The 13,664-nt window shown below is 70.8% G+C and carries 9 protein-coding genes and 1 pseudogene; 9 read left to right on the top strand and 1 reads right to left on the bottom strand.

From position 1 onward, the window contains the following. Window positions 1-2,150 (bottom strand): annotated as a pseudogene (gene dnaE / locus ACTS11_RS18525) (DNA polymerase III subunit alpha); the annotation flags it as partial. A gap of 55 nt (window positions 2,151-2,205) precedes the next feature. Here dnaE and ACTS11_RS18520 point away from each other — a divergent pair. From ACTS11_RS18520 to ACTS11_RS18480, 9 genes are all read left to right on the top strand, one after another. Beyond that, window positions 2,206-3,135, top strand: coding sequence for a glycoside hydrolase family 5 protein (locus tag ACTS11_RS18520; RefSeq protein ID WP_442641765.1), 930 nt, complete (start codon window positions 2,206-2,208; stop codon window positions 3,133-3,135). A 170-nt stretch (window positions 3,136-3,305) separates the two neighbouring features. Continuing rightward, window positions 3,306-4,712, top strand: coding sequence for a xanthine dehydrogenase small subunit (gene xdhA, locus ACTS11_RS18515; protein ID WP_442641764.1), 1,407 nt, complete (start codon window positions 3,306-3,308; stop codon window positions 4,710-4,712). Then, window positions 4,709-7,150 carry a xanthine dehydrogenase molybdopterin binding subunit gene (xdhB, locus tag ACTS11_RS18510; RefSeq protein WP_442641763.1) on the top strand — a complete coding sequence of 814 codons (2,442 nt, stop codon included), beginning with the start codon at window positions 4,709-4,711 and terminating at the stop codon, window positions 7,148-7,150. The genes xdhA and xdhB overlap by 4 nt, the downstream gene beginning before the upstream one ends. After that, window positions 7,147-7,929, top strand: a complete 783-nt coding sequence (gene xdhC, locus ACTS11_RS18505; protein WP_442641762.1) for a xanthine dehydrogenase accessory protein XdhC — start codon at window positions 7,147-7,149, stop codon at window positions 7,927-7,929. The genes xdhB and xdhC overlap by 4 nt, the downstream gene beginning before the upstream one ends. After that, on the top strand, window positions 7,926-9,467 hold the full coding sequence (locus ACTS11_RS18500) for an ABC transporter ATP-binding protein (protein WP_442641761.1): 1,542 nt from the start codon (window positions 7,926-7,928) through the stop codon (window positions 9,465-9,467). Before xdhC ends, ACTS11_RS18500 begins: the two co-directional genes overlap by 4 nt. Next, window positions 9,464-10,549, top strand: coding sequence for an ABC transporter permease (locus ACTS11_RS18495; RefSeq protein ID WP_442641760.1), 1,086 nt, complete (start codon window positions 9,464-9,466; stop codon window positions 10,547-10,549). The genes ACTS11_RS18500 and ACTS11_RS18495 overlap by 4 nt, the downstream gene beginning before the upstream one ends. A gap of 112 nt (window positions 10,550-10,661) precedes the next feature. Beyond that, a complete protein-coding gene (locus ACTS11_RS18490; protein ID WP_442641759.1) occupies window positions 10,662-11,585 on the top strand; it encodes an ABC transporter permease in 924 nt (307 codons plus the stop codon). A gap of 8 nt (window positions 11,586-11,593) precedes the next feature. Next, on the top strand, window positions 11,594-12,364 hold the full coding sequence (locus ACTS11_RS18485) for an ion transporter (protein WP_442641758.1): 771 nt from the start codon (window positions 11,594-11,596) through the stop codon (window positions 12,362-12,364). Window positions 12,365-12,369: 5 nt separating this feature from the next. Next, the gene (locus tag ACTS11_RS18480; RefSeq protein ID WP_442641757.1) at window positions 12,370-13,455 is read left to right on the top strand and encodes a BMP family ABC transporter substrate-binding protein; all 1,086 of its coding nucleotides are present in this window, start codon (window positions 12,370-12,372) and stop codon (window positions 13,453-13,455) included. Window positions 13,456-13,664 lie beyond the last annotated feature (209 nt).

The raw sequence follows: 13,664 nt of genomic DNA, 5'->3' as shown, positions 1-13,664 counted from the left end.
CTTCCGATCTCGCGGGCGATCTCCATCACCTGCTCCTGGTAGACGATGATGCCCTGCGTCTCGTCGAGGATGTGGTCGACGGAGGGGTGGAGGTAGTCGCGCTCCGACAGGCCGTTCTTGACCTGGCAGTATTTCGGGATGTTCTCCATCGGGCCGGGACGGTAGAGCGCCACGAGCGCCACGATGTCCTCGATGCAGGTGGGCTTCATCTGCATCAGCGCCGACATCATGCCCGAGCTTTCCACCTGGAAGACCGCGACAGTCTTGGCCGAGGCGTAGAGCTCGTAGGTCGCCGGATCGTCGAGCGGGATCGCGTTGATCTCGTTCTCCGCGCCCGCCGGCGGGTCGTAGAGGCGCCGCCCGTCCGCCGCCTCGTGCAGCGCCCGCCCGCCGCCGTGGATCAGCTCGATCGCGTTCTGGATCACCGTCAGCGTCTTGAGGCCGAGGAAGTCGAACTTCACCAGGCCCGCGGGCTCGACCCACTTCATGTTGAACTGGGTGGCCGGCATGTCCGAGCGCGGATCGCGGTAGAGCGGCACCAGCTCGTCGAGCGGGCGGTCCCCGATCACCACCCCCGCGGCGTGCGTCGAGGCGTTCCTGAGCAGCCCCTCGATCTTGCCGGCATAGTCGAAGAGGCGGCGAACCGGGTTCTCGCGGCCCTCGCGGCGGTCCTGCTCGGTCTCGATCATCTCGTTGCGGATGCGCTCTTCCTGGGCGATGGCCTGCTCGATGGAAACGGGCTTCACGCCCTCGAGCGGGATCATCTTTGACAGCTTGTCGACCTGCCCGAAGGGCATCTGCAGCACGCGGCCGACATCGCGCACCGCCGCCTTGGACAGGAGCGCGCCGAAGGTGATGATCTGCCCCACCCGGTCGCGGCCGTACTTCTCCTGCACGTAGCGGATGACCTCCTCCCGCCGGTCCATGCAGAAGTCGATGTCGAAGTCCGGCATCGAGACCCGCTCGGGGTTCAGGAAGCGCTCGAAGAGGAGCGAGTAGCGCAAGGGGTCGAGGTCGGTGATCGTCAGTGCATAGGCCACGAGGCTGCCCGCGCCCGAGCCGCGCCCCGGCCCCACCGGGATGTCATGGTCCTTCGCCCACTTGATGAAGTCGGCGACGATGAGGAAGTAGCCGGGAAACCCCATCCCCTCGATGATGCCGAGCTCGAAGTCGAGGCGCTTGCGATACTCCTCCACCGGCGCGGCGTGCGGGATGACGGCGAGCCGCGCCTCCAGCCCCTCGCGCGCCTGGCGGCGCAACTCCTCCACCTCGTTCTCGGCGAAGCGCGGCAGGATCGGGTCGTGCGTCCGCGCCCGGAAGGCGCAGCGCCGCGCGATCTCGACGGTGTTCTCGATCGCCTCCGGCAGGTCGGCGAACAGCGCGGCCATCTCCTCGGGCGACTTGAAGCAGTGCTGCGAGGTGAGCCTCCGGCGCGGCTCGGACTGGTCGACATAGGCGCCTTGAGCGATGCAGATCATCGCGTCGTGGGCGGCGTACATGCCCGGGTCGGGGAAATAGACGTCGTTCGTGGCGACGAGCGGCAGGCCGAGGGCATAGGCGAGCTCGACGTGCCCGCGCTCGGTCCGGCGCTCGGCCTCGGCCAAGGCGCCCTCGCCCGGATGGCGCTGGAGCTCCACGTAGAGCCGGCCGGGATAGATCGCCGACAGCCGCTCCAGCAGCGCGCGCGCCCGCGCCTCCGAACCCGCCCGGAGCGCCCGGCCCACCGGCCCCTCCGGCCCGCCCGTCAGGCAGATCAGCCCCGCGCCATGCGCCTCCAGCTCCTCGAGCGTGACATGCGGCAGCGTCCCGTCGCCCCGCAGATAGAGGCAGGAGTTCAGCTTGAGCAGGTTCCGGTATCCCGTCTCGTCCTGCACCAGGAGGACGAGCGCGGCATAGGGATTGGGGTTCTCGCCGGGCCGGACCGGCATGTGGTCCACGTCGATCTAGCAGCCGAGGATCGGCTGCACGCCCGCCTTCGCCGCCGTCTCCGAGAACTCCAGCGCGCAGAACATGTTGTTCGTGTCGGTCACGGCGACGGCCGGCATCCCCGCCTTCGCCACGAGCCCCGGCAGCTTTTTCACGCGCATCGCGCCCTCGAGCAGGGAATACTCGGTGTGGACGCGCAGATGGATGAATCGCGGGGAGGCCATGGGAATGGAGGTTAGGAGAGGCCGAGGCGCTTGGGAAGCCTGTCGCCACACGATCTTGTGGATCGCGCTGGCGCTCCTGCCTTCCGTTGCGTCGGCCAACCCCGTCGAGCGCTGCGTGAACCTGTCGAACTTCCTCGAGGCACCGCGCGGCGAGGTCTGGGGCCCCGAGATCACGCCCGCCCATCTCGACGCCATCGCGGCGGCGGGCTTCGACACGGTGCGCCTGCCCGTACGCTTCTCGGACGGGTGGGACGGCCGGATCGACCCGCAGCTCCTCGCGCGCGCCGACGCCATGATCGACGCCGCCCTCGCGCGCGGCCTTCGGGTCATCGTCGTGCTGCATCATTTCGAGGCGCTCATGGCCGATCCGGACGCGCATGCCGCCACCTTCCGCGCCATCTGGGCCGAGCTTGCGGCGCACTGGCGCGGCCGACCCGAGGGCCTGATCCTCGAGCTCCTGAACGAGCCCACCGGCGCCCTGACCACGGCGGACGCGGTGCGCCTTTTCGAGGCGGTGATCCCGCTCATCCGCGCGGGGCATCCCGACCGCTGGCTGGTGCTCGAGGGCGGAAACTGGGCCGCGGCCTCCGAGCTTGCCGCCCTGCCCCGGCCCGACGCGCGCATCCTGCATTCCTTCCACTACTACGCCCCCTACGAGATGACCCACCAGCTCGCCCCCTGGACCGCGCAGGGGCCGCTTCCCGCCCGCGCCTGGCGTCCCGAGACCGGCGGCGCCGCGGTCTCCCGCGACCTCGAGGCCGCGGCCAAGGGCACGGAGGCGCCGATCCTCCTCGGCGAATTCGGCGTCTTCCGCGCGGCCGAGCCCGCCACCCGCGCCGCCTGGACCGGCCATGTCCGGCGCGAGGCGGAACGCCTCGGCATGGGCTGGTGCGTCTGGGGCTTCGCCGCCGACTTCCGCATCTTCGACGCGGACGCGGGCCGGTTCCTCCCCGACCTCCTCGGCGCGCTCATCGACCGGCCCTGACCGCCCGGAAACCGGGCAACCGCGCGACCGGGCATCAGCGCGGGCTTGCAATGGGCCGCACCAACCGCTTTTCTGACACGCGGTCGGACAGGACAGACGGGGCCGCGCTCTACGCCGCATCGAGCGCGGGACGACCACCCCAGATCAGGTAACGCGGCGGATGAGATCCCATGACGATCCGGTTTCTTCTGAACGGGGAACCGCAGGAGGTGGACGCGTCGCCCACCACGACGCTCCTCGACTGGCTGCGCGAGAAAAAGCGCCTCACGGGCACCAAGGAGGGCTGCAACGAGGGCGATTGCGGCGCCTGCACCGTGATGGTGACCGACGCGAACGGGTCGCGCGCGCTCAATGCCTGCATCCTGTTCCTGCCGCAGCTTCAGGGTCGCGCGGTGCGCACGGTCGAGGGCATCGCGGGCCCCGGGGGGGCGTTGCACCCGGTCCAGCGCGCGATGGTCGCGCATCACGGCTCCCAGTGCGGCTTCTGCACGCCGGGCTTCGTCGTCTCGATGGCGGTCGCGCACCTGAACCGACGCACCGATTTCGACGACCAGCTCGCCGGCAACCTCTGCCGCTGCACGGGCTACGCACCCATCCTGCGCGCGGCCGAGGCCGCCGCCGCCGAGCCGGTGCCCGAATGGATGCGCGCCGATGCCGAGGCGCTCCGCGACCCGTCCTTCATCTTTCCGGAAATACGCACGGGGGGTGCGGGGGGCAGTCGGCCCCCCGCCGCGCCAACCGGTTCGGACGAGCTCGCCGCATGGTACGCGGCGAACCCGGATGCCACGCTCATCGCCGGCGCGACGGATGTGGGCCTCTGGGTGACCAAGTCGCTGCGCGATCTCGCCCCCGTCTGCTTCCTGAACAATGTGACCGATCTGAGCGGAATTGTCGCCGATAGCGAAACAATTCGCGTCGGGGCGATGACAAATCTCACCGAGTTCGGCGCCTTCGTCGCCGACCGTCACCCCAGCCTCGCCGAGATGATCCGTCGCTACGGCTCCGTGCAGGTCAGGAACGCCGCGACCCTGGGCGGCAACATCGCCAACGGCTCGCCCATCGGCGACAGCCCGCCCGCGCTGATCGCGCTCGGCGCGACGCTCCACCTGCGCAAGGGCGACACGCGGCGCAGCCTGCCGCTCGAGGACTTCTTCCTCGACTACGGCAGGCAGGACCGCGACCCCGGCGAATTCGTCGAGGCCGTGTCCTTCCCCGTCCAGCCCGACCGCCTGCGCGTCTACAAGCTTTCGAAACGCTTCGACCAGGACATCTCGGCGGTCTGCGGCGCCTTCGCCGTGACCGTCGAGGACGGCGCCGTCACGGCGGCGCGCATCGCCTTCGGCGGCATGGCCGGCGTGCCGAAGCGGGCCGCGCATGTCGAGGCTGCGCTGGTGGGGAGCCCGTGGACGCTCGAAACCGTGACGGCGGCGCGGGACGCCTTCGCACGGGACTTCACCCCACTGACCGACATGCGGGCGTCGAGCGCCTACCGCCTCGAGACGGCGGGCAACATGCTCCTGCGCTACTTCCACGAGATGTCGGGGCGGGCGGTCTCGGTGCTGGAGGTCGAGGCATGAGCGTCGCGAAAACCCTGCCCCACGACGCCGCGCCCCTGCATGTCACCGGCTCGGCGCGCTACGTCGACGACATTCCGGTGCCGTCCGACTGCCTGCACCTCGCCTTCGGCCTGTCGAAGGTGGCGAAGGGGCGGCTCGTGCGCCTCGACCTCGCGGCGGCGAAGGCCGCGCCGGGCGTGGTCATGGTCCTGTCGGGGAAAGACTTCGACCCGATCCCCGACTGCTCGCCCTCGGCCCATGACGAGCCGCTGCTGAGCGACGGGACCATCCATTACGCGGGCCAGCCCCTCTTTCTCGTTGCGGCCGAGAGCCACCTCCTCGCCCGGAAAGCCGCGGCGCTGGCCGTCGTCGAGATCGAGGAGGAGACGCCGATCCTGACGATCGACGAGGCGCTGGCGGCGGGCTCGATCTTCGAGGAGGGCCCCCGCATCTACGCCAAGGGCGACGTGGACGCGGCGCTGGCGCGCGCGCCCCGCGTCATCGAGGGCAGCGTCGAGATCGGCGGGCAGGAGCATTTCTATCTCGAGGGCCAGGCCGCCCTCGTCCTGCCGCAGGAGGGGGGCGACATGGTCGTCATGTCGTCCTCCCAGCACCCGACCGAGATCCAGCACAAGGTCGCCGACGCCATCGGCCGGCCGATGCACGCCGTCCGGGTCGAGGTCCGGCGCATGGGCGGCGGCTTCGGCGGCAAGGAGAGCCAGGGCAACCACCTCGCCATCGCCTGCGCCGTCGTCGCCGCGCGCACCGGGCGGCCCGCCAAGATGCGCTACGACCGGGACGACGACTTCGTGGTCACGGGCAAGCGCCATGACGCGCGGATCGCCTACCGCGTGGGGGTGGAACCCGACGGGCGCATCCTCGGGGTCGACTTCGTGCAGATGGTCCGCTGCGGCTGGTCCATGGACCTGAGCCTGCCGGTCGCCGACCGCGCGATGCTCCATGCCGACAACGCCTATCTCCTGCCGCATGTGCGCATCACCTCGCACCGGCTGAAGACGAACACCCAGAGCGCCACGGCCTTCCGCGGCTTCGGCGGGCCGCAGGGCATGGTCGGGATCGAGCGCGCGATGGACCACGTGGCCCATGCGCTCGGCCTCGATCCGCTGGAGGTGCGCAGGCGCAACTACTACGCCGAGGCGCCCGTGGCGGGCGACGGGTCGCGTATTTCGGGAAAGATGAAGGGGCAGCCGCTCGACACCGCCGATCTGGCGGGGCGCGGCTCGGTCCGGATGGAGACGGGCGGCGGCACGTCCGCGCGCTATGGCGGGGCGCATTCGCCCGTTCCGGTCGACCCGGGCGGCAACACGACTCCCTACGGGATGGAGGTCGAGGACTTCATCCTCCACGCCATGACGGAGCGGCTGGAGCGGGAGGCCGAGGTCGCGGCGCGCAAGGCCCGCGTGGCGGACTGGAACGCGCGGAACGACATCCTGAAACGCGGGATCGCGGTGACGCCGGTGAAGTTCGGCATCTCCTTCACGCTGACGCACCTGAACCAGGCGGGCGCGCTGGTGCATGTCTACCAGGACGGCTCGATCCACATGAACCACGGCGGGACCGAGATGGGACAGGGCCTGTTCCAGAAGGTCGCGCAAGTCGCCGCCGACCGCTTCGGCGTGGGGCTGGAGCGGGTGAAGATCACCGCGACCGATACCGGCAAGGTGCCGAACACCTCGGCCACGGCGGCAAGCTCGGGGAGCGACCTCAACGGCATGGCGGTGCAGGCCGCCTGCGACGAGATCCGGGCGCGGATCGCCGGGGTCGTGGCGCCCGAGTTGCAGGCCGAGCCGGGCGCGGTCGTCTTCGCCGACGGGATGCTGCGCGCCAACGGGGCGGAGATGTCCTTCGAGGAGGCGGTGACGAAGACCTACATGGCGCGCGTGTCGCTGAGCGCCACGGGCTTCTACCGGACGCCGAAGATCGAGTGGGACCGCATCCGGGGGCGCGGGCGGCCCTTCTTCTACTTCGCCTACAGCGTCGCCTGTTCGGAGGTGGTGATCGACACGCTGACCGGCGAGAACCGCATCCTGCGCACGGACGTGATCCACGATTGCGGGCGCTCGCTGAACCCCGCGCTCGACATCGGGCAGATCGAGGGCGGCTTCGTGCAGGGCGCGGGCTGGCTGACGATGGAGGAACTGGTCTGGGACACGGCGGGGCGGCTCAGGACGCATGCGCCCTCGACCTACAAGATCCCCGCCTGTTCCGACCGGCCGCGCGTCTTCAACGTCGCGCTCTGGGACGGCGAGAACCGGGAGGAGACGGTCTATCGCTCCAAGGCCGTGGGCGAGCCGCCCTTCATGCTGGGGATCAGCGTGTTCTCGGCGCTGGGGCAGGCCTGCGCGTCCTGCGGACCGGGCTTTCCCGACCTCCGCGCGCCCGCGACGCCGGAGGCGGTGCTGGCCGCCGTCAACCGGGCGCGCGCCGGGGCGCCATGACGAGGGGCATCCGCGTCACCGTGGTCGCGACGCGCGGCTCGGTCCCGCGCGAGGCGGGCGCGCAGATGCTGGTGACGGCGGAGGGGATCGAGGGCACGATCGGCGGCGGCGCACTGGAATGGGAGGCGATGGCCGAGGCGCGCGCGATGCTGGAGGCAGGCCGCGCGCGGGCGGAGCGGCAGGTGGCGCTCGGCCCCGCGCTCGGGCAGTGCTGCGGCGGCGCGGTCACGCTCGCCTTCGAGGCGGCGGAGGGGCTGGAGCGGCGTGGAGGCATGCCCGTGTGGATCTGGGGCGCCGGGCACGTGGGCCGCGCGCTGGCGCAGGTGCTGGCGCCGCTGCCGCAGGTCGCCGTCACCTGGATCGACGAGGCCGCGGGCCGCTTCCCGGAGCCGATCCCGGACGGCGTCACACGCCTCGTCGCGGCCGACATGCCGCGCGCGATGGCGCATGCGCCGGGGCAGGCGCGCCACCTGATCCTGACCTATTCCCACGACATCGACCTCGCGCTCTGCGACGCGGCGCTCCGGCGCGGCTTCGCCGCCTGCGGGCTGATCGGGTCGGGCACGAAGTGGGCGCGGTTCCGCACGCGGCTCGGCGCGATGGGTCACGCGGATGCCGAAATTTCGCGCATCGACTGCCCGATCGGGGATCCGTCGCTGGGCAAGCACCCGCAAGCCATTGCGGTAGGCGTCGCCGCACGGCTACTGAAAGAGCAATTGCACAAGGAATCGGCACGGCCGGTCGCACGGGGGACGATGACGGGGAACGGAGGCACGTGACGGCGCTCCTCGAGATCAGGGGGCTGACCAAGGCCTATCCCGGGGTCGTGGCCAACGACGACGTCTCCTTCTCGATTCAGCCGGGCGAGGTCCACGCGCTTCTCGGCGAGAACGGCGCGGGCAAGTCCACGCTGGTCAAGACGATCTACGGCCTCGTCCGGCCCGATGCCGGCACGATGACGCTGAACGGCGCGCCCTACGCGCCGGCCGAGCCGCGGGCGGCTCGGGCCTCGGGCGTGGCGATGGTGTTCCAGCACTTCTCGCTCTTCGAGGCGCTGAGCGTGGCCGAGAACATCGCGCTGGGCATGGAGAACCCGCCCAGGCCCCGCGACCTCGCCCGCCGCATCCACGACGTCAGCCGCGCCTACGGCCTGCCGCTCGACCCCGAGCGGATGGTCGGCGACCTCAGCGCGGGCGAGCGGCAGCGGGTCGAGATCGTCCGCTGTCTCCTGCAGGACCCGAAGCTCCTCATCATGGACGAGCCGACGAGCGTGCTGACCCCGCAGGAGGTGGAAATCCTGTTCCACACGCTGCGCAAGCTGTCGTCGGAGGGGACGGCGATCCTCTACATCTCGCACAAGCTCGAGGAGATCCGGACGCTCTGCGACGCGGCCACGATCCTGCGCCTCGGCCGCGTGGTGGCGAGCTGCACGCCGCGCGAGGTCTCGGCGGCCGAGATGGCGGAGATGATGGTGGGCAAGTCGCTGGCCGTGCCCGCGCGCGAGGCGGCGGAGCCGGGGGAGGTGCTGCTGCGCGTCTCGGGCTTGTCGCTGGACCCCGCCTCGCCCTTCGGCACGCCGCTCCGGCATGTCGGGCTCGAGGTCCGGGCGGGCGAGGTGCTCGGCATCGGCGGCGTCGCGGGCAACGGGCAGGACGAGCTTCTGGGCGCGCTCTCGGGCGAGCGGCCGGTGGCGCCCGGCATGATCGAGTTCCGGGGCGCGCCCATCGGCGGCACGGGGCCCGAGGCGCGTCGGCGCCTCGGCCTGCTCTGCGCGCCGGAGGAGCGGCTGGGCCACGCCGCCGCGCCAGACATGAGCCTGATCGAGAACGCGGTCCTGACCGGGCGGACGCGCCGGGGGCTCGACCGCAACGGCTTCGTCGGCTGGGGCCGCGCCCGCGCCTTCGCCGAGGAGATCATCGAACGCTTCGACGTGCGGACGCCGGGGCCGCATGTCGCGGCCCGCGCGCTCTCGGGCGGCAACCTCCAGAAATACGTCATCGGGCGCGAGATCCTGCAGGCGCCGGACGTGCTCGTGGTCAACCAGCCCACCTGGGGCGTCGACGCCTCGGCGGCGGCGGCGATCCGGCAGGCGCTGCTCGACCTCGCGGGGGGCGGCGCGGCGGTCGTCGTCATCAGCCAGGATCTCGACGAGCTACTGGAGATCTCGGACCGGTTCTGCGCGCTGAACGAGGGGCGGCTGTCGGCGCCGCGCCCCGCGCGCGGGCTGAGCATGGAGGAGATCGGCCTGATGCTCGGCGGCGCGCACGACATGCAGGACATCGCCCCCGACCTCGACAACGCGGAAGCCGCGCAATGATCCGGCTGGAGAAGCGCCCCACCCCCTCGCGGTTCTGGAGCGCGGCGACGCCCGTGGTGGCCGTGATCCTGACGATGATCGCGGGCGGGATCATGTTCGCGCTGCTCGGCAAGGACCCCTTCGCGGCGATCCGCATCATCTTCTGGGACCCGCTCTTCTCCGAGCAGTTCGCGGGCTACTCGCGCCCGCAGCTCCTGGTGAAGGCGGGGCCGCTGATCCTGATCGCGATCGGCCTCAGCCTCGGCTTCCGGGCGGGGATCTGGAACATCGGGGCCGAGGGGCAGTACATCATCGGCGCGATCTGCGGCGCGGCCTTCGGGCTGGCGTTCTATCCCTCCGAAAGCCCGTTGATCTTCCCCGGAATGGTGATCGCCGGGCTGATCGGCGGATGGGCCTGGGCGATGATCCCGGGCATCCTGAGGACGCGCTTCCGCACCAACGAGATCCTCGTCTCGCTCCTGCTCGTCTATGTGGCCGAGGCGATCCTCGCTTCCGCCGCGACGAGCTGGCTCAGGAACCCCGACGCGATGGGCTTTCCCGGCAGCCGGAACCTCTCGCGGCATCCGGGCACGGACAATCCCGAGCTGATCGCGGGCACGGGGATGCACTGGGGCGTCCTCGCGGCCTTCGTCGCGGTGATCGCGGCCTACGTCCTCCTGAACCGGCACGTGCTGGGCTACCAGATCCGGCTGGCGGGACAGGCGCCGCGGGCGGCGCGCTTCTCGGGGGTGAACGCGAATCGGCTGGTGCTGCTCTGCCTCGGCATCTCGGGGGCGCTGGCGGGGGCGGCGGGGCTCTTCGAGGTCTCGGGGCCCGCGGGGCAGATCTCCATCGACTTCAACGTGGGCTACGGCTTCACCGCGATCATCGTGGCCTTCCTCGGGCGGCTGCATCCCGTCGGCATCCTCTTCGCGGGGCTCCTCATGGCGCTGACCTACATCGGCGGGGAGCTGGCGCAGCTCATGCTCGGCATCCCCGCCCCGGCGATCCAGGCCTTCCAGGGGATGCTCCTCTTCTTCCTCCTCGCGCTCGACGTCCTGTCGAACTACCGCGTCAGGTGGGCACGGGAGGCGGCGACATGAGCGACCGGCGCGCGATCACGGGGTCCGATCGGCTCTGCGCCGCCTTCCTCGCGGCCGTCGCGCTGCTTCTCGCATGGCTCGGATACGGCGACGACAGCCCGGAGGCCCTGCCATGATCATCGATCCCGTCACCCTGATCGTCGCGCTCATCGTGGCCTCCACGCCGGTCCTTCTGGCCGCCATCGGCGAGCTGGTGGTCGAGAAGTCGGGCGTGCTCAACCTCGGCGTCGAGGGGATGATGATCATCGGCGCGGTCACGGCCTTCATCACGGCGGTCGAGACGGGCTCGATCCTGCTCGCCTTCCTCGCCGGCATGGCTGGGGGCATGGTGCTGTCGCTGCTCTTTGCCGTGCTCACGCAGTATCTCCTCTCGAACCAGGTGGCGACGGGGCTTGCGCTGACGCTCTTCGGGATCGGTCTCGCCGCGCTTCTGGGCGTGGGCTATCCCGGGCAGCCCGTGCCCTCCTCGCCCGACCTCTTCCCGCAGGCGATGCAGGAGATCCCGGTGGCGGGGCCCATCCTCTTCGGCCATTCGCCGATGATCTACGTCTCGGTCCTGATCGTGGCCGCGGTCTGGTACGTGCTGGCCCACACGCGCACCGGCCTCATCCTGCGCGCCGTGGGCGAGAGCCACGATGCCGCCCATGCGCTCGGCTACAAGGTCATCCGCATCCGCATCCTCGCCATCCTCTTCGGCGGCGCCTGCGCGGGGCTCGGCGGCGCCTTCCTGTCGGTCGCCCGCGTGCAGAACTGGATCGAGGGCATGACCGCGGGCGCGGGATGGATCGCGCTCGCCCTCGTCGTCTTCGCCTCGTGGAAGCCCTGGCGCGTGCTTTTCGGGGCCTACCTCTTCGGGGGGATCTCGGTGCTGCAGCTCCGGCTCCAGGCGGCGGAGGTGGGGGTGCCGGTCGCGCTCCTCGACGCCTCGCCCTACATCGTGACGATCCTCGTCCTCGTCCTCATCTCGTCGGACCGCGCGCGTGCCGCGTTGAACGCGCCCGCGGCGCTTGGCAAGGTGTTCCATGCAAGCGGCTAGGGGTGCGGATGCGACGGAGCGAGATCATCGACGTCCTCGACGGCACCCATGCCCGTGTCGGGCGCGGCGTGGCGCTGGTCATCTACGGGCTGATCGTCGCCTCCTCGCTCGTCATCGCGGTCGAGACGATGCCCGGCCTGTCCGAGGAGACGCACGAGATGCTGCGGATGGTCGAGATGACCATTCTCGCGGTCTTCGCCGTCGAGTATCTCCTGCGGCTGACCTGCGCGCCCCGGCCGCTCGGCTATGCCTTCAGCTTCTGGGGGATCGTCGACTTCGTCGCGGTGGTTCCGGCCGTCCTGTTCCTGTTTCCGGACCTCGCCACGATCCGCGCGATGCGCCTCGTGCGGCTCCTGCGCATCCTCAAGCTCTTCAAGGCGAACCGGGCGCTCGACCGCATCTCGGACGCCTTCGAGAAGGTGCGCGCCGAGCTTCTGATCTTCCTGCTCATCGCCTCGGTGATCCTCTATCTCTCGGCGGTGGGCATCTACCACTTCGAGCACCTCGCCCAGCCCGAGGCCTTCGGCTCGATCCCCGCGAGCCTCTGGTGGGCGCTCGCGACACTCACGACGGTCGGCTACGGCGACGTCTACCCGGTGACGGTGGGCGGGCGCCTGTTCACCGGCCTCGTGCTGATGGTCGGCTTCGGCGTGATCGCCGTGCCCGCCGGCCTGATCACCGCCGCCCTGATGGAGGGCGGCCGGGGCGCGGCCCCGCCCCGTGCCCGCGACGGCACCACACCCGGACAGACTACTGAAGATCCCAACACGGAGGATTGAGAGAGATGACGACACGCAGAACACTCCTGGCGACGGCGGTCGCCGCAGCGGGCCTCGCCGCCGCACCGGCCATCGGGCAGGACGATCCCTTCACCGTCGGCTTCGTCTATGTCGGCCCGATCGGCGACTACGGCTGGACCTGGACCCACGACCAGGGCCGCCTCGCGGTCGAGGAGGCCTTCGGCGACGCGGTCGACACCGTCTACGCCGAGAGCGTTCCCGAGGGCGCCGACGCCGAGCGGGTCATCACCCAGATGATCCTGAACGGCGCCGACATGATCTTCACCACCTCCTTCGGCTACGGCGAGGCCACGAACGCGGCGGCGGGCCGCTTCCCCGAGGTCTATTTCGAGCACGCCACGGGCTACCAGCGCGAGCATCCGAACGTCTCCACCTACTCGGCACGCTTCTACGAGGGCCGGGCGGTCATCGGTCACATCGCGGGCCACATGACCGAGAGCAACATCGTGGGCTACATCGCCTCCTACCCGATCCCGGAAGTGATCCGCGGCATCAACTCGGCCTTCATCCATGCGCGCGAGGTGAACCCGGACGTCGAGTTCCGCGTCATCTGGGCCTATACCTGGTTCGACCCCGCGGTCGAGGCCGACGCGGCGCAGGCGCTGATCGATGCAGGCGCCGACGTGATCCTGCAGCACACCGACTCGACCGCGCCGCAATCCGCGGCGCAGGAGGCGGGCGGGGTCTACACCTTCGGGCAGGCCTCGGACATGATCCAGTTCGCGCCCGAGCCGCGGCTGTCGTCGATCATCGACAACTGGGGCCCCTACTACGTCCGCCGCGTCGGCGAGGCGATGGAGGGCACCTGGCAGCAGTCGGACACCTGGGAAGGCATGGACGACGGAATGGTCGTGATCGGCGAGATGACGGAGGCGATCCCCGAGGAGGTCCGCGCCTCGGCGACGGCGCTGATGGAGTCGATCCGGGCGGGCGAGTACCATCCCTTCACCGGCCCGATCAACCGGCAGGACGGCACCGCCTGGCTCGCCGAGGGCGAGACAGCCGACGACGGCACGCTCCTCGGGATGGACTTCTACGTCGAGGGCCTGACGGGCGAGATCCCGAACTGATCCGCACGGTCGCGTCGCGCAAGCGATCCGACGGAGAAAGGGCCCGGCCGAGCCGGGCCCTTTCGCGTTTCCCCTCTCGCCGCGCCTCCGCGCGCGGCTCGGGTCCGGGGGCGCCGCCCCCGGGGCCTCCGGCCCTCCCCCGGAGTTTGTTGCCAGGATGAAGACACGGCCGGTGCGCGCCCGGCGCGAAGCGCCAGCGCCGCCGAGGG

Source organism: Roseicyclus sp. (assembly GCF_052168335.1).
Classification (GTDB): Bacteria; Pseudomonadota; Alphaproteobacteria; order Rhodobacterales; family Rhodobacteraceae; genus Roseibacterium.
This window is presented reverse-complemented; position numbering and strand designations above follow the sequence as displayed.